We start from the raw sequence: 15501 nt of genomic DNA on the forward strand, positions 1-15501 counted from the left end.
GGGTGTCATGAAGAAATCACCACGCCCTTACGCACTTTCGGCCGAGATGCTCTTGCAGGGCCGCACGCGCGGTTCGCTTGCCGCGATGGTCGGTGAGATGGTCGCGGTGCAGGCCGAGTTGGACCACCTGTTGGGGCGAACAAAAGCGCGGATTGACCGGGCTTCCTGGGTTCGGTACGCCGACTCCTACCGGGAATACATCGAGCTGTACGAGTCGGCCTGCAGGCGATACCTGCGGGTCGTGGACGGCGATCACGGGATCGATGCCCAGGTGGGTAGTGCCATTGGCTCCGCAATCCGCGATGCGCTGGAGGGAACTCGGGCCGTGTTGGAGGTTGTCCGAGAGGCGGCGGCGCGGGTGGGAGTGCACAGTTGGCCGGATTGAGGTGACCGGCCAGGCCGGCGCGTGCCTGCCTGTGCCGCGATCCCGAACCGTCTTTCCCCGCACCCGCTCGGCTGCGTGGCCAGTCGGGTGTGGACAGCGCCAGGAATTGACGTGGAGGAAGGGCCGGTGGTTGCTGAAGTGCGCTACTTCGCGTTCTACGACGAACTCGGATTCCGCGTTGGGCAGGCGACGAGGTTCCGCGACCTCGAATGCCGCCGTTCGCCGGACAAGGAGTCCGTCGTGGCGTACCTGCGTGCGGGCGCGCCGCTGGTCGTGGTGCCCGGCGATCTTCGCGATCCGGCGCAGGGCTGCGCGTCCGGCGTCTGGGGTGGCGGCAGCATCCTGACGGATGGCGGGTGGGCCTGGCCGCGGATCGCCGCCGAGTTGGTGGACCGGCATGATCTCGCGGTCCCCGCGGCGTTTCTGGCGCGCATGCGCGGCTCGTTTCACGCCTCCCCAGCTCTCCCACGATGAGGTACTACGGGTCTTCGGCGAGGCGGAACCGGCTCTTCACGTGGTCGAGATCGCGGACGCCCGGCGGGAACTGAGCATTCTCGAGGTCCGGCACGCGACCGGCGACTCCGCTGTCTGCACCGCGCGAGCGGTGCACGGGCCGGTACGTGCGGGGCAGCAGCTGCGCGGTGGCCGCGGTGTCGGGGAGTTGGACGTCGTGCAGATCGTCAGGCGGGATGTACAACTCCGTGCCCTGGCTGACGGGGAGACGGCCCGGGTGACACTGGCCGGTCCCGGCGCCGGCTCCCTCCGGGCGCCGTGCTCCGGGTCTCCGGCACTGAGTTCGGGAATGCGTAGGAAGCGCCCGGAACAGGACGGTCAGCCCCCACCGGACGGCCGGGGACGCCTAGGCTCGTCCGATGTCCACCCCAACCCTCGACCGCGGCGTGCTCCTGCTGGCGCAGGACGACGAACTCGTGATCGACCGGGTCGTCGGCGCCGCCGACGAGACCGCCGGTACGCCCTGCACGCGGGCCACCCGGTTCCAGATCGCCTCGATCAGCAAGCAGATGACCGCGGCCGCGGTGCTGCTCCTCGCCGAACGGGGCGCGCTGGGCCTGGACGATCCGATCAGTCGCTGGCTGACGCGCCCGCCGTCGGCCTGGTCCGGGATCACCCTGCATCACCTGCTCTCCCACACCTCCGGCCTGGGCCACTGGGAGGACTACCCGATGATCGACCTGGCCGGGCCGGCCGACCCGGACGAACTGCTGGCCGTCTTCGCCGGACTGCCGCCGCTCTTCCCGGTCGGCCAGCGGTGGCGTTACAGCAGCCCCGGCTACGTGCTGCTGGCCCGCGCGGTCGAGCGGGCCGCTGAACGGCCGTACGCGACCTTCCTCACCGAGGAGGTCTTCGCACCGCTGGGCATGACGGGCAGCTTCGCCGGTGCCGCGGCGGGCCGTGACGACGTGGCGGTGGGTCACGAGGGCGGGCGTCCCGTGCCGACCTGGGACCTGGACACGGTCAGCATGGGCACGGGCGACGTCTGGTGCACCGGTGCGGACCTGCTGACCTGGTTGGACGTGCCGCGCCGGGGACGCCTCCTCGCGCCGGCCTCGGTCACGCTGATGACCACCCCGCACACGCCGACCATCCGCGACGGCGAGTCATACGGCTACGGCTGGTTCCTCGGGCCGCTGGCGGGGCGGGCCGCGGTGCACCACTCCGGGGACAACGGCGGCTACAAGGCGTTCGCGGCCTGGCTGCCCGCGCAGGACCGGCGCCTGGTGGTGCTCAGCAACCAGGCCGAGGTCGACGCCCGGCTGGTCGACACGACGCTCGCCGCCGGCTGAGCCGGCCGTGGACGCGCCGAGGGCGCGCCGACCTGGTGGTCGACGCGCCCTCGGGGCGATCCGGAGTAGATCAGGCGGTGAAGCGGACCCGACGACGGCGGGCGATCACGAAGAGCACCGCACCGGCGGCGAGCAGCACGGCCGCACTACCGGCGATCGCACCGGCGGCCGGACCGGTGACCGGCAGGCCGCCACCCTGGCCCGAGCAGTCCTTCGGCTGGGTGTACGGGATGGTCTCGGACTCCTCGGCCACGTCGTACTTGACGGTGACCTTCAGGCCCTTGTACGCGTCGAAGCTCACCGAGGTGGTCTTGCCCGGCTGGGAGACGAGCTTCTTGGTGACGCCCTTCTCGGTGGTCATCGTCGCGGTGAAGGGGATGCCCTTTGCCGGGTTCTCCACGATGAAGGTCATCTTGTCGCAGGTCTGCTCGAGCTGGAAGACGGGCTCCTCCGGCTCGGCCGGGGTCGACGGGGGCCCGGACGGGCCGGGCATGGACGGCGACGGGGTGACCTCGGGCGACTTGGTCGGCTCCGGAGTGGCGCTCGGCGACGGCACAGTGGGCGTCGGCGACGGCGGATTGGCCGGGCCGCACTCCCGGCTGGGCGTGGCGACGACCGTGCGCTCCCCGTCGTAGGTCTTGTCACCGCGCTCCCAGTGCGCCGCGACCGTGAGCTTCAGCTCGGGGACGGGACCGTCGAAGGTGTAGGTCTGGGTGCCGGTCAGGGGGCCCTCGCTCGCCTTCTTCAACTCCGCGCCGACGGCCAGGTCGCCGGTGATGGCACCGGGCACCGTGGACTCGAGCTTGGTGATGTGGCCGGAGATGTCGGTCTCGCTGCTGATCACCGACCAGTTGACGGTGACCTTGCCGTCCGCGGCAGCGCAGTAGCTGCCGGAGGGCTCGGGATGGTGGGCCATGGCCGGGCTGGCGATGGTGGCTACGCCGGCGAGGCCGATCAGCGCGCCGGCGGCGAGGGCCGCGGCGCGCCGGAGGTTCAGACGGTTCACGTCTACTCCTGATGAGGGGGATCGGAGGGTGCGGCAGGCGGATCGGAGACTCGCGCCCCGGCCGACACCGGGCAGACCCTAGCGAGGTTTGTACGTAATGCGTTACGTCGATGGGCGGTCCGGCGAGGGTCTGTTATGAATCTGAGATCATTGATGCACCGTCGGTCACCGATCGATGCGTCCCGCGGTACCTACCGTGTCGCGTTCGCCGGTCTTGTCGTGGGTTAGCGTCTGGGCATGCGCAGGAGCACCCGGTGACCCGGATCGTGGCCGGCACGTACGGCGGGCGGCGGATCGCCGCGCCCCCCGGCGCCGGCACCCGACCCACCTCGGACCGGGTGCGCGAGGCGCTGTTCAGCGCCGTGCAGGCCGAGCTGGACCTCGACGGGGCCCGCTTCGCCGATCTCTACGCCGGCTCCGGGGCGGTCGGGCTGGAGGCGCTGTCCCGGGGCGCCGTGCACGTGCTGCTGGTCGAGTCCGACGCCCGGGCGGCCCGGGTGATCCGGGAGAACATCGCCGTGCTGCGGGCCGCGCCGGCCGCCCGCCTGGTCACCGGCAAGGTGGCCACGGTGCTCGCCGCCGGCCCGGACGGCGACCCGTACGACGTGGTCTTCGCCGACCCGCCCTACGCCGTACCCGACGAGGAGATCAGCGGGCTGCTGGCCGCGCTGGTCGGCGAGGGCTGGCTGGCGGCCGACGCGCTGGTGGTGGTGGAGCGGTCCAGCCGGACCGGGCCGGTCGAGTGGGTGCAGGGCGTCACGCCGGAGCGCAGTCGCCGTTACGGCGAGACCACCCTTTGGTACGGTCGCCGATCATGAGACGTGCGGTCTGCCCGGGCTCCTTCGACCCGGTCACCAACGGACACCTCGACATCATCGGTCGGGCCAGCCGGCTGTTCGACGAGGTGATCGTCGGCGTGCTGGTCAACCAGTCCAAGCAGGGGCTGTTCACCGTCGAGGAGCGGATCGACATGCTCCGCGAGGTGACCGGCTCGTACGACAACGTCCGGGTCGAGTCGTTCCGCGGCCTGCTGGTGGACTTCTGCCGGGCCCAGCAGGCGAGCGTCCTGATCAAGGGCCTGCGGGCGGTCAGCGACTTCGACTACGAGCTGCAGATGGCCCAGATGAACATCGGCCTGGCCGGCGTGGAGACGCTCTTCATGCCCACCAACCCGCTCTACTCCTTCCTCTCCTCCAGCCTGGTCAAGGACGTGGCCAAGTGGGGCGGCGACATCTCCGCGCACGTCCCCGACGTGGTCCGCGAGGAACTGGTCGCCCGCCTGCGCCGCTGACCCGTCCCGGGCCGGAGGGCCGGGTGTGGGGGCGACGCGCCGGTCGGGGGTGCAGCCGGGCGCGGTGGAGCGGGCGCGACATGATGTGTGCAGCGCCGAAACCGGGCGCAGGCCGCATGATGTAGGTCGGCCGACGAATGACAGGAGTGAGGTACCGGTGGACCCGCTCGATCGCATCGACGAACTCATCGCCATGGTGGAACAGGCCCGCTCCGTGCCGATGTCGCGCAACAACTGCATGGTCGACCGCGGCGAGATGATCGCCGCCCTCGACGAGCTGCGCGTGGAGCTTCCCGCCGACCTGCGTCGGGCCGCCGCGCTGCTCGAGGAGCGCGACAAGATCATGGAGGCCGGCAAGCGTGAGGCCGACCGGATCATCAGCGAGGGCGAGGCGGAACACGCCCGGCTGGTCTCGGTGAACGAGATCACGGTCTCCGCCGAGCACGAGGGCGCCCGGATCATCGCCGAGGCCCGCGCCGAGGCGCAGCGCCTCCGCGAGGAGGTGGACGACTACGTCGACACCGCGCTGGCCAACTTCGAGCAGTTCCTCACCCGGGCGCTCGCCTCGATAGAGCGGGGCCGGGACAAGATGCACGCGCTGCGCGAGATCGGCACCTTCGCCGGCGACGAGGCGGACCGCCCGCTGCCCTTCTGAGCCCCGCCCGGGCCGCCGGCGGGCCGCGCTAACCTTGCCAACGGCACGCGGGCCGGTGGCCGACAGCCGGCAGCCGCGAGCCAGGGACGACGCCCCGGTTCGACGGTCCGCCGGTCGTCCAGGTAACCTTCTTTGTCGGCCTCTCACCGGCCGGAGTCTGACTATGCCCAAACACTCGCCAAGCTCACTCGACCCCAGGTCGCCGCTGGTCCTCGACACGAGGGACCTGCCGCGTCGGCCTGGCGCGTTGCGTACGGTCAAGCGGGTCGTGCCGGCACCGGCGGACCTCGGCGTGGAGTTGATCACCGTGCCGGAGGGTGCGGACCTCGACCTCGACCTGAGGTTGGAGTCGGTGTCCGAGGGCGTGCTCGTCTCCGGGACCGTGACCGGTCCCGTCAAGGGCGAGTGCGGTCGCTGTCTGCGCGAGATCGACGACTCGGTGGCCGTGACGATTCAGGAGCTGTACGCGTACGAGAACAGCACCACGGACGACACGACCGACGAGGACGAGGTGGGCCGGATGCAGGGCGATCTGATCGACCTGGAGCCGGCGCTGCGGGACGCGGTGGTGCTCGCACTGCCGACCAACCCGCTCTGCCGGGAGGACTGCCCAGGCTTGTGCCCCGAGTGCGGGGTGCACTGGGACGATCTGCCGGCCGACCACAGTCACCAGCAGATCGACCCGCGTTGGGCGGGCCTGTCGCAACTGACCCGTACAGAGGAGTAAGAACCGTGGCCGTCCCCAAGCGCAAGATGTCGCGCAGCAACACCCGCGCCCGCCGGGCGAACTGGAAGGCCACGGCGGTCGCGACCGTGGCCTGCCCGCAGTGCAAGTCGGCGAAGCTCCCGCACGCCGCCTGCTCGGTCTGCGGCACCTACAACGGCCGTCAGGTCCTCGAGGTCTGACGAGGAGTGACGTCCCCGACCACTGGTCGGGTGGCGCGCGCACCATGGCTCTCGCCCGGTGTCCCGGCTCCCTCCACCGCCGGTCGGCCCTCGGCCGGCGTACCGGTGGAGCCGGGCACCGCGCGGATCGCCGTTGACCTCCTCGGCGGGGACGAGGCTCCCGCCGTCGTGGTTGACGGCGCTCTGCGAGCAGTGCGCACCGACCCTGACCTGCATCTGCTGCTCGTCGGACCGACCGAGGTCGCCGACGGGCTGATCGGTGCGCTCGACCCGGAGCAGCGTGCCCGGGTCACCGTCCGCCCGGTGCGGACCGTGGTCGGCATGGCCGACCATCCCACCGCCGCGCGCGCGGAGAGTACCGTCCGCGCGGCGGTCACCGCCGTCCGCGACGGCGTCGCCGACGCGCTCGTCTCCGCCGGCTCGACCGGCGCCACCGTCACCGCCGCCGCGCTCGGCCTCGGCCGCTGGAGCGGGGTACGCCGGCCGGCCCTGGTCGCCACCCTGCCCGCCGTCGCCGGCCCGGTGGTGCTGCTGGACGTGGGCGGCACCCTGGAACCCGGCCCCGCCACCCTCGCCCGGCACGCCGTGCTCGGCGCCGCGTACGCCGCCGTGGCGCACGCCGTGGCCGCCCCCCGGATCGGGCTGCTCTCCGTGGGCACCGAGGCGGGCAAGGGGGACCGGCTGCGCCGCTCCGCCGATCACGCGCTCGCCGCCGTCGCGCTGCCCTGCGGCGCCCGCTACGTCGGCCTGGTCGAGGGCTACGACATCTCCGTCGGCACCCGCGCCGACGTCGTGGTCACCGACGGCTTCACCGGCAACGTGCTGCTCAAGGCCATCGAGGGCGCGTACGCGATGGCCGGCGGGCCCCCGGCGAGCGGTGGCGCCCCGCGCGCGGCCGCCCTGCTCGGGGTCGCCGGCACCGTGGTCGTCTGCCACGGGGCGGCCCGGCCCGACGACGTCGCCTCCGGCATCGCCCTCGCCGCCCACCTGTGGCGGCGCGGCGCCGCCGGCACGGTCGCCGGCCTGCTCGACGCGATTCCGCACGATCCCGCACCTGACCGCAACGACACCGAGGTAGCACCATGACCAACGACAAGCGGCGACGCGCACCCGTCGGCCACCTGGAGGCGGCCTTCGGCGTGTCGCTCGACCCGGAGCTGCTGGAGCGGGCGCTGACCCACCGCTCCTACGCGTACGAGAACGGCGGCCTGCCCACCAACGAGCGGTTGGAGTTCCTGGGCGACTCGGTCCTCGGCGTGGTGATCACCACGGCGCTCTTCCACAACCACCCGGACCTGCCCGAGGGGCAGCTCGCCAAGCTGCGCGCCAGCGTGGTCAACATGCGGGCGCTCGCCGACGTGGCCCGCGGCCTCGGCCCGGACGGGCTGGGCGCGTACCTGTTGCTGGGCAAGGGCGAGGAGGCCACCGGCGGCCGGGACAAGGCCAGCATCCTGGCGGACACCCTGGAGGCGCTGCTGGGCGCGATCTACCTCCAGTACGGGCTGGACACCGCGGCGCTGGTGATCCACCGGCTCTTCGACCCGTTGATGGCCGAGTCCGCCGGGCGGGGCGCCGCGCTGGACTGGAAGACCAGCCTCCAGGAGCTGACCGCGGCGCTCGGGCTGGGCGTGCCGGAGTACCGGATCGAGGGCACCGGCCCGGATCACCTGAAGACCTTCACGGCCTGGGTGGTGGTGGCCGGCAACCGGTACGGCGGCGCCGACGGGCGCAGCAAGAAGGAGGCCGAGCAGCGGGCCGCCGAGTCGGCCTGGCGGACGCTGACCGAGCAGGCCGAGGCGGCGGCCGCCGCCGACCCGGTCGCGGCGGCGGGCGACCCCGCCGAGACGGGCGCCGGCCGTGCCTGAGCTGCCCGAGGTCGAGACCATCCGGCAGGGGCTGGTCCAGTGGGTCGTCGGCCGGCGGATCACCGCCGTCGAGGTGCGCCACCCCCGGGCGGTCCGCCGGCACGAGCCGGGCGGTCAGCACTTCGCCGACGTGCTGACCGGCCGGACGGTCACCGACGTCCGGCGCCGGGGCAAGTACCTGTGGCTGCCGCTGGACAGCGGTGACGCCATCATCGGGCACCTGGGCATGTCCGGCCAGCTGCTGCTCCGGCCGGTCGGCGCGGCCGACGAGCTGCACCTGCGGGTCCGGTTCCGGTTCGCCGACGACGGCCCGGAGCTCCGCTTCGTCGACCAGCGCACGTTCGGTGGGCTGTCCGTCTCCGAGGGCGGGGCGGAACTGCCGGCCGAGATCGCGCACATCGCCCGCGACCCCAGGGACCCGGAGTTCTCCGACGCCGGTTTCGTGGCGGCGCTGCGCAAGCGGCGGACCGAGGTGAAGCGGGCGCTGCTCGACCAGACGTTGATCTCCGGCGTCGGCAACATCTACGCCGACGAGGCGCTCTGGCGGGCCCGGCTGCACGGCGCCCGGCCGACCGACGCGCTCACCGGCCCGGCGGCCGTCCGGCTGCTCGGGCACATCCGGGACGTGCTCGACGAGGCGGTCAAGCAGGGCGGCACCAGCTTCGACGAGCTGTACGTCAACGTCAACGGCGAGAGCGGCTACTTCGACCGGTCGCTCAACGCGTACGGCCGGGAGGGGGAGCCGTGCCCCCGGTGCGGGACGCCGATCCGCCGCGAGGCGTTCATGAACCGGTCGTCCTACAGTTGCCCGCGCTGCCAGCCCCGACCCCGGGGTGCCCTCCGGGGATGACCCCGAGCCGGCTCGGGGTTGCGCCGGTGTGCCGCGCCCGGCGCCGCCCGGCGGGTTCCCCGGTCGTACCCTGAAAGTCCTGTTCTGTCCGGGTGGCCGGGTCGGTTCCGGCCGACCGGGCGGGGTTGCGCCGGATGGGGGACGAGCCGGGGCCGTTCCCCGATGTCCGGGCGCCGCCCGCTGCCTAGCGTCAGCAGACGTCGGCACTGGGCCGACGTCTGGAGGGGGAACCCGGATATGGGCAGGCGACCGATGACCGTGCGGTTGGCACGGTGGAGCGCGGAGCACCCGTGGCGGGCCATCGCACTGTGGGTGGTCTTCGTGGCGGTGTGCTTCGTCGGCGGCAACGCCGCGGGGCTGAGCGAGGCGACCGACTCTGACCAGGCCATCGGCGAGTTCGGCCGGGCCGAGCTGATCGTGGACAGCGGGGGCTTCCACGAGCCGGCCGTGGAGAACGTCCTCATCACGCCCCGCTCGGGGGCGCTCGACCCGGCCGCGGCGAAGGCGGCCGCCGACGACGCGACCGCGCGGCTGCGGCAGGTCGCGGGGGTCGCCTCGGTCGGCGCGCCGCTGCCGTCCCACGACGGCAGCGCGCTGCTGGTGCCGATCACCATGGCCGGCGACCCGGAGACCGCGTCCGACCGGGTGCAGCCGCTGCGCGACGCCACCGCCGAGGTGCAGGAGGCGCACCCGGCGCTGCGCGTCGAGGAGGTCGGCGGCCCGTCGATCGACAAGGCGCTCGACGACACCCTCGGCAAGGACTTCAAGCGGGCCGAGCTGCTCAGCCTGCCGGTCACCCTGGCCATCCTGATCATCGCGTTCGGCGCGCTGATCGCGGCCGGTGTGCCGGTCCTGCTGGCGCTCTCCTCGGTGGCCGCGGCGATGGGGCTCTCCACGCTCGCCTCGCACCTGGTGCCCGCCACCGACACCACGGCCAGCGTGATCCTGCTGATCGGCATGGCGGTCGGGGTGGACTACTCGCTGTTCTACGTCCGCCGGGAGCGGGAGGAACGGGCCAAGGGCCGGTCCGGCCTGGACGCGGTGGAGATCGCCGCGGAGACCTCCGGGCACGCGGTGGTGGTCTCCGGCACCGCCGTGATCATCTCGATGGGCGGCCTGCTGCTCGCCCAGGACGCCATCTTCTCGTCGCTGGCGGTCGGGTCGATTCTGGTGGTGGCGGTCGCGGTGATCGGTTCGCTGACCGTGCTGCCGGCGCTGCTGGCCAAGCTGGGCCGCTGGGTGGACCGGCCCCGGGTGCCGCTGCTGTGGCGGCTCACCGCCCCGCGTACCGGGCGGCACGGCCAGCCGGCCGGGCCCCGCTTCTGGCCGGCCGTGCTCCGGCCCGCGCTGCGCGCGCCGGTGGCCACCCTGCTGGTCTCGGTCGCCCTGCTGCTCGCGCTGGCCGCGCCGGCGCTCGGCATGAAGCTCAAGTTCCCCGGCGCGGAGGACGTGCCGCGCACCACCGCCGCCATGCAGGCGTACGACCGGCTCACCGCCGCGTACCCGAGCAACGGCACCAGCCACACGGTGGCCGTGCGGGCGCCCGCCGACCAGGCCGACCGGGTGCACGCCGCGCTGACCGGCCTGGCCGGCCGGACCGCCACCGACCCGCTCTTCGCGCCGGCCGAGGGGGACGGCCCGAAGATCAAGGTGTCGGCCGACCGCCGGGTGTCGGTGCTGGACGTGGCCACCCCGTACGGCAGCCGCAGCGAGCAGGCGTCCCGGTCGTTGCACGAACTGCGCCAGGACCTGGTGCCGGCCGCGCTGCGCGGCATCCCGGGCGTCGAGTACGCGGTCGGCGGCGGCGTCGCGGCCAGCGAGGACTACGCGGACCACATCTGGGCGAAGCTGCCCATCGTGGCGGCGTTCGTGCTGGCGCTGACGTTCCTCGTGATGGCCTGGACGTTCCGGTCGGTGGTGGTCGCGGTCACCTCGATCCTGCTGAACCTGCTCTCCGCCGGCGCCGCGTACGGGCTGCTGGTGCTGGTCTTCCAGGGCGACTGGGCGGAGGGCCTGCTCGGGTTCACCTCGATGGACGCGATCGTCACCTGGCTGCCGCTGTTCCTGTTCGTGGTGCTGTTCGGGTTGTCGATGGACTACCACGTCTTCGTGGTCAGCCGGATCCGTGAGGCGGTCGACCGGGGCATGCCCACCCGGGAGGCGGTCGCGTACGGGATCACCTCCTCGGCCGGGGTGGTGACCAGCGCGGCGGTCGTGATGGTCGGGGTCTTCTCGATCTTCGCGACGCTCAGCATGATCGACTTCAAGCAGCTCGGCATCGGCCTGGCGGCGGCGATCCTGCTGGACGCCACGATCATCCGGGCCGTGGTGCTGCCCTCGCTGATGACCCTGCTGGGCGACGCCAACTGGTGGGCACCGCGCTTCCTGCGCCGGCGGGCTGCGGTCACCCCGCCGGCCGACCCGCCGACTCCGGCGCCGGAACTGGTCGGCGCGCACTGAGCCGCCGGTGGGCCGGGCCGCGAACGCGGCCCGGCCCACCGGGCGTTGGCCCGGTCTGCGGCAGGTCGTGGTGTCCGCAGAACCGGAGGCCACGGTTTTCCGCAACCGGTGTCGATCAAGCCGCCCCGCCGGCCCGGTGACCGGGGCGTCACGGGCAGGATTAACCGGCGCGGCAGCGGGGCATCTGGGCCGCCATGGACGAACAGCTCACGCCGGCGGCCACTCGTCGCGCCCCGGCCTTCGCAGCTCCCGGGAGCGCGTCATGAGCACCGACGTGCGCACCGGCACCGTACGGACCAACGTCCCGGCCCGCCTGGACCGGCTGCCGTGGTCCCGTTGGCACTGGATGATCGTGATCGGCCTCGGCACGGTGTGGATCCTCGACGGCCTCGAGGTGACCATCGTCGGCAACCTCTCCGGCAAGCTGGCCGAGCCGGGCAGCGGCCTGGACATCACCCAGAGCCAGGTCACCGGCCTGGCCGCCGCGCTCTACGTGGCCGGCGCCTGCACCGGTGCGCTCTTCTTCGGCTGGCTGACCGACCGGTTCGGGCGCAAGAAGCTGTTCCTGCTGACCCTCGGGCTCTACCTGGTCGCCACCGCGCTCACCGCGCTCTCCTTCGACACCTGGTGGTTCTTCCTGTTCCGGTTCCTGACCGGCATGGGCATCGGCGGCGAGTACGCGGCGATCAACTCGGCCATCGACGAGCTGATCCCGGCGCGGCACCGCGGCCGGATCGACATCATCATCAACGGCACCTTCTGGCTCGGCGCGGCGCTCGGCGCGCTGCTGACCGTACCGCTGCTCAACGGCCTGCCGACCAACCTGGGCTGGCGGGTGGCCTTCGGGCTGGGCGCGGTGCTGGGCGTGGTGATCCTGCTGGTCCGGCGGCACGTGCCGGAGAGTCCCCGGTGGTTGTTCATCCACGGGCGCGCCGACGAGGCGAACCATCTCGTCGACTCGGTGGAGGCCGAGGTGAAGCGGGAGACCGGCGCGGAGCTCACCGAGGCGGACACCTGGATCGAGGTCCGCCAGCGCCGGAGCACCAACTTCGTGGAGATCGCCCGAACCCTCTTCGCCCGCTACCCCAAGCGTGCCGCGCTCGGCTTCTCGCTCTTCATCGGACAGGCGTTCCTCTACAACGCGATCACCTTCGGCTTCGCCCAGATCCTGCAGACCTACTTCGACGTGCCGACCGGCAACACCGGCTACTACTTCGCGGTGATCGCGGTCGGTAACCTGCTCGGCCCGCTGCTGCTGGGCCGGCTCTTCGACTCGGTCGGCCGGGTGCCGATGATCGCCGGCTCGTACCTCGGCTCGGGCGTGCTGCTGCTCGGCACCGCCTGGCTGTTCCACGCCGGCGTGCTCAACGCGGTGACCATGACCGCCTGCTGGTGCGCGGTGCTCTTCTTCGCCTCGGCCGGCGCGAGCGCCGCGTACCTGACGGTGAGCGAGATCTTCCCGATGGAGACCCGGGCCATGGCCATCGCGTTCTTCTACGCGATCGGCACCGCCGCCGGTGGCATCACCGGCCCGCTGCTCTTCGCCAAGCTGGTCGGCAGCGGCCAGGTCGGCGACACGGTGCTCGCGTTCGCCATCGGCGCCTCGGTGATGATCATCGGCGGTCTGGTCGAGCTGGTGCTCGGCGTCCGGGCCGAGGGGAAGTCGCTGGAGGACCTGGCCACCCCGCTCAGCGCCGAACACGCCGGCGTCCCGGCGCAGCGCGGCGGCGGGGCCGGCACCCCGGCCCCGACCACCGGCGCCGCCGGCTGACCGCACCACCCCGACGCCGCCCCCACCCGCCCGGGCCGGGGCGGCGTCACCCTTTCCCGGGGTACGCGACCCGAGCCGGCTCAGGGGAGCGGGCAGGGGTCCCGCCAGGCGTCGAGGGTGCGGTCCTTGCGGATGGAGGCGAAGCCGTAGCCGACCGTGGTGACGCAGAACGTCGCCGGGTCGCCGGTGTACTCGACGTGGAAGACCGGTTTCCGGGTGTCGGCGAAGGGCAGCAACTTCGCGCACTCCCGCCGCCGTACGCACTCCTGGTTGACGGCGAAGTCGAAGTCGGGGGCGAGCGCGGCGACCTGCGGCACGTCGTCGACCAGCCCGGGGGAGAGGTCGAGCGAGCGGGCCAGCCGGGCCAGCCGCCGGTTGAACAGCAACTGGTCGTCGAAGGCGAGCGGAAAGCCGCTCCGGTGCAGGTACCCGTCGGCGTCGTCGAAGGCGACCGCGCCGAAGCCCTTGCCCCGGCACAGCCGGAACCGGTCGGCCAGCACCGGGCTCACCGTGTCCCAGCGGCGTACGTCCAGCCAGCGGCTGCCCGGCCGGCCCGGCACCGGGGCGCCGCGCACCTCGGCCGGGAGGCGGCTGGCGTCCGGGTCGGTGGCCGCGGCCGAGCCGACCCGTACCTGGCAGACCAACCGGCGGTCCCGGGCGCGCAGCGCGGCCGTCTCGGTGGAGGTGGTACGGACCGGGTCGAGCAGGAAGACGTCCGCCTCGACGGTGACGTCCAGCGGGCCGCTGAGCTGCCACTGCCACTGCCAGGTCCGGGCCAGCGCGGCCGGCCACGGGGTGGGCGCGCCGGGCGGCACCACCGGCTGGCGGCAGGCGGGCAGCGGGCCGAGCAGCAGCAGGGTGAGCGCCACCGTCAGCCCACGGCGCAGCCCGCGGGGGAGGGCGTGGGCGTGCGCCGTGGGCCAGGCCGGCCGGATCCGCATCGACAGCTCCCGGGTCGCGGGCGGCACCCCGCCGCCCCTGCCGGTACGCCGGCCGACCCGGTGGTGCCGGGCCCGGCGGAACGGTCAGCCGACCCTGGCGTACCTCACCCGGTCAACGAGCGCGGACCCGGTCACGACGCGCGGCTCAGCGCGGGGTGCCGAAGTCCTGCGTCCAGTACGGCCCGTTGCTCCGCGCCACGCCCACGCCGATCTCGGTGTACGCGCAGTTCAGGATGTTCTTCCGGTGGCCGGAGCTGTTCATCCAGGCGGTCATCACCTCGGCGGGACTCTGCTGGTTCCACGCCACGTTCTCGGCCGCCTGGCTGAAGGCGTAGCCGACCCGGTTGAGCCGGACGCCCAGCGTGCTGCCGTCGCTGCCGTCGTGCGTCATCGTCTGGTGGTCGGCCTGGTCCTGGCTGTGCCGCTGGGCGGCCAGCATCAGCTTGTCGTCGATGCTCAGCGCCTTGCAGCCGGCCTTGGCCCGCTCCTGGTTGACCAGGTCGACGACCTCCCGCAGTTCGGCGCTGATCCCGGGCGCCACCGCGGCCCGCGGGGCGGTGGTGCGCGGCGCGGGCGTACGCGCCAGCTGCCGGGACGCGGCCGTGGTCCGGCTGGCCTTCGGGGTGGCGGCCCGGGTCGGACTCGGCTGCGCGCTGGTCGGCGCGGCGGTGGGGGAGGCCGCGTCGGTGGGCGCGGCGTCGGTGGCCTCCGGCTCGGCCGGCGCGGTGGCCGGCACGTCCTGGGCGGTCGGGGCGGTCCGGTCGCCGCCGCCGGGCAGCAGCAGGGCGCTCACGCCGAGGCTCACCACGAGGGTGGCCGCGGCGGCGGCCCCACCGATCAGCAGGGGGCGGGGCAGGCCGCGGCGCTGCCGGTGCCGGCCGCTCTCCTCCGGCGGCGCGTCCGTCACCGGACGCCAGCCGGCGGCCGGCTCCTGGTCGGCGCGCCAGGCCGGCTCGAACGGCGCCGCGAGGTGGTCGCCCGTCCGCGAACCGTCCGGGCGGTAGCCGGCGGGCTCGACGGTCGGGTGGTAGCCGGCGGGCTCTGCGGTGCGGTGGTAGCCGGCGGGCTCGGCGGTGCGGTGGTGGCCGGGCTCGGCGGTCGGGTGGTGGGCGGTGGGCTCGGTGGCCGGGTCGAAGCCGCCGCGGGTGACCGGGGAGGTGTAGCCGGTCCGGTCGGGGGTCGGGGCGTACCCGGTCCACTCCGGCTCGGCGGGCGGTTCGGCCGGATGCCGGTCGGCCCGCGCGTGCCACCCGCCGGCGGCCCAGCCGCCGGTCGGCGCGTCGGACGGGTACGGGCCGGGCTGCTCCGGCTCGTCGCCGAAGAGGTAGGACGACCGCGGCTCGGGCCGGTCCGTGAGCCACGCCGGCCCGTCCTGGGTCGGCGGCTCGGGGCGTCGGGCGACGCCATCCGGTTCGGTCGGGTCGGTCCTGCGGTACACGCCGGTCCCCTCCACGGGTCGGTTGCGGGCCCGGCTGACGCTACGGGCGCGCCATGAGCTGCGGCAACCTGGCTAAGAGAGAGTTAAGGGGATGCGGACCGCGAGGGTGAGGCGTTCACACATTTCCG

General features: G+C 73.4%; 17 protein-coding genes. 13 read left to right on the top strand and 4 right to left on the bottom strand.

Annotated features, from left to right (window positions below; translation table 11 throughout):
- The first annotated feature begins 7 nt into the window (after positions 1 to 7).
- Both AB0I11_RS26835 and AB0I11_RS26840 read left to right on the top strand, forming a co-directional pair.
- Positions 8 to 385, top strand: coding sequence for a hypothetical protein (locus AB0I11_RS26835; protein ID WP_357326239.1), 378 nt, complete (start codon positions 8 to 10; stop codon positions 383 to 385).
- A gap of 111 nt (positions 386 to 496) precedes the next feature.
- A complete protein-coding gene (locus AB0I11_RS26840) occupies positions 497 to 859 on the top strand; it encodes a hypothetical protein (RefSeq protein WP_357326242.1) in 363 nt (120 codons plus the stop codon).
- 4 nt (positions 860 to 863) lie between these two features.
- Here AB0I11_RS26840 and AB0I11_RS26845 read toward each other — a convergent pair whose 3' ends face one another.
- Entirely contained in the window at positions 864 to 1082 is a 219-nt protein-coding gene (locus tag AB0I11_RS26845) for a hypothetical protein (protein WP_357326245.1), read from the bottom strand.
- 175 nt (positions 1083 to 1257) lie between these two features.
- Between AB0I11_RS26845 and AB0I11_RS26850 the strand changes: the two genes are divergently transcribed.
- Complete coding sequence (locus AB0I11_RS26850) at positions 1258 to 2190, top strand: serine hydrolase domain-containing protein (protein ID WP_357326248.1); 933 nt, start codon at positions 1258 to 1260, stop codon at positions 2188 to 2190.
- Between the two features lie 70 nt (positions 2191 to 2260).
- Here the strand turns inward: AB0I11_RS26850 and AB0I11_RS26855 are convergent, their stop codons facing one another.
- Positions 2261 to 3196 carry a cell wall anchor protein gene (locus AB0I11_RS26855; protein ID WP_357326251.1) on the bottom strand — a complete coding sequence of 312 codons (936 nt, stop codon included), beginning with the start codon at positions 3194 to 3196 and terminating at the stop codon, positions 2261 to 2263.
- Between the two features lie 254 nt (positions 3197 to 3450).
- On the opposite strand from AB0I11_RS26855, the gene rsmD reads away from it, so the two are divergent.
- The 10 genes from rsmD to AB0I11_RS26905 all read left to right on the top strand — a co-directional run bounded on the left by rsmD (position 3451) and on the right by AB0I11_RS26905 (position 12994).
- Positions 3451 to 4014 (top strand): 16S rRNA (guanine(966)-N(2))-methyltransferase RsmD, encoded by a 564-nt coding sequence (gene rsmD, locus AB0I11_RS26860; RefSeq protein WP_357326253.1) that lies wholly within the window; start codon positions 3451 to 3453, stop codon positions 4012 to 4014.
- Positions 4011 to 4487, top strand: a complete 477-nt coding sequence (coaD, locus tag AB0I11_RS26865; protein ID WP_357326256.1) for a pantetheine-phosphate adenylyltransferase — start codon at positions 4011 to 4013, stop codon at positions 4485 to 4487. Before rsmD ends, coaD begins: the two co-directional genes overlap by 4 nt.
- A 157-nt stretch (positions 4488 to 4644) precedes the next feature.
- Positions 4645 to 5142 carry a hypothetical protein gene (locus tag AB0I11_RS26870; protein ID WP_091312510.1) on the top strand — a complete coding sequence of 166 codons (498 nt, stop codon included), beginning with the start codon at positions 4645 to 4647 and terminating at the stop codon, positions 5140 to 5142.
- 163 nt (positions 5143 to 5305) lie between these two features.
- Entirely contained in the window at positions 5306 to 5869 is a 564-nt protein-coding gene (locus tag AB0I11_RS26875) for a YceD family protein (RefSeq protein ID WP_357326260.1), read from the top strand.
- 5 nt (positions 5870 to 5874) lie between these two features.
- Complete coding sequence (gene rpmF, locus AB0I11_RS26880) at positions 5875 to 6048, top strand: 50S ribosomal protein L32 (RefSeq protein WP_046569543.1); 174 nt, start codon at positions 5875 to 5877, stop codon at positions 6046 to 6048.
- A 105-nt stretch (positions 6049 to 6153) separates the two neighbouring features.
- Positions 6154 to 7134, top strand: coding sequence for a phosphate acyltransferase PlsX (locus tag AB0I11_RS26885; protein WP_357326263.1), 981 nt, complete (start codon positions 6154 to 6156; stop codon positions 7132 to 7134).
- Positions 7131 to 7913, top strand: a complete 783-nt coding sequence (rnc, locus tag AB0I11_RS26890; RefSeq protein ID WP_357326266.1) for a ribonuclease III — start codon at positions 7131 to 7133, stop codon at positions 7911 to 7913. The genes AB0I11_RS26885 and rnc overlap by 4 nt, the downstream gene beginning before the upstream one ends.
- A complete protein-coding gene (mutM, locus tag AB0I11_RS26895; protein WP_357326269.1) occupies positions 7906 to 8763 on the top strand; it encodes a bifunctional DNA-formamidopyrimidine glycosylase/DNA-(apurinic or apyrimidinic site) lyase in 858 nt (285 codons plus the stop codon). The genes rnc and mutM overlap by 8 nt, the downstream gene beginning before the upstream one ends.
- Positions 8764 to 9000: 237 nt before the next feature.
- Positions 9001 to 11223, top strand: a complete 2223-nt coding sequence (locus AB0I11_RS26900; RefSeq protein ID WP_357326272.1) for an MMPL family transporter — start codon at positions 9001 to 9003, stop codon at positions 11221 to 11223.
- Positions 11224 to 11485: 262 nt separating this feature from the next.
- Complete coding sequence (locus AB0I11_RS26905; protein WP_357326275.1) at positions 11486 to 12994, top strand: MFS transporter; 1509 nt, start codon at positions 11486 to 11488, stop codon at positions 12992 to 12994.
- Between the two features lie 80 nt (positions 12995 to 13074).
- On the opposite strand, the gene AB0I11_RS26910 is transcribed toward AB0I11_RS26905, so the two are convergent.
- Positions 13075 to 13962: an endo alpha-1,4 polygalactosaminidase gene (locus AB0I11_RS26910; protein WP_357326278.1), complete on the bottom strand. Its 888-nt coding sequence runs from the start codon at positions 13960 to 13962 to the stop codon at positions 13075 to 13077.
- Between the two features lie 118 nt (positions 13963 to 14080).
- Positions 14081 to 15373 carry a CAP domain-containing protein gene (locus tag AB0I11_RS26915; protein ID WP_357326280.1) on the bottom strand — a complete coding sequence of 431 codons (1293 nt, stop codon included), beginning with the start codon at positions 15371 to 15373 and terminating at the stop codon, positions 14081 to 14083.
- Positions 15374 to 15501: the final 128 nt, after the last annotated feature.

The sequence above is a fragment of the Micromonospora sp. NPDC050495 genome (genome assembly GCF_040655175.1).
Lineage (GTDB): Bacteria > Actinomycetota > Actinomycetes > Mycobacteriales > Micromonosporaceae > Micromonospora.

What these genes read in the sequence shown, in the direction of transcription:
- AB0I11_RS26835 (WP_357326239.1), top strand. Translation starts at nt 8, where the DNA reads ATGAAGAAATCACCACGCCCTTACGCACTTTCGGCCGAGATGCTCTTG.
- AB0I11_RS26850 (WP_357326248.1), top strand. Translation starts at nt 1,258, where the DNA reads ATGTCCACCCCAACCCTCGACCGCGGCGTGCTCCTGCTGGCGCAGGAC.
- coaD (WP_357326256.1), top strand. Translation starts at nt 4,011, where the DNA reads ATGAGACGTGCGGTCTGCCCGGGCTCCTTCGACCCGGTCACCAACGGA.
- AB0I11_RS26875 (WP_357326260.1), top strand. Translation starts at nt 5,306, where the DNA reads ATGCCCAAACACTCGCCAAGCTCACTCGACCCCAGGTCGCCGCTGGTC.
- rnc (WP_357326266.1), top strand. Translation starts at nt 7,131, where the DNA reads ATGACCAACGACAAGCGGCGACGCGCACCCGTCGGCCACCTGGAGGCG.
- AB0I11_RS26900 (WP_357326272.1), top strand. Translation starts at nt 9,001, where the DNA reads ATGGGCAGGCGACCGATGACCGTGCGGTTGGCACGGTGGAGCGCGGAG.
- AB0I11_RS26905 (WP_357326275.1), top strand. Translation starts at nt 11,486, where the DNA reads ATGAGCACCGACGTGCGCACCGGCACCGTACGGACCAACGTCCCGGCC.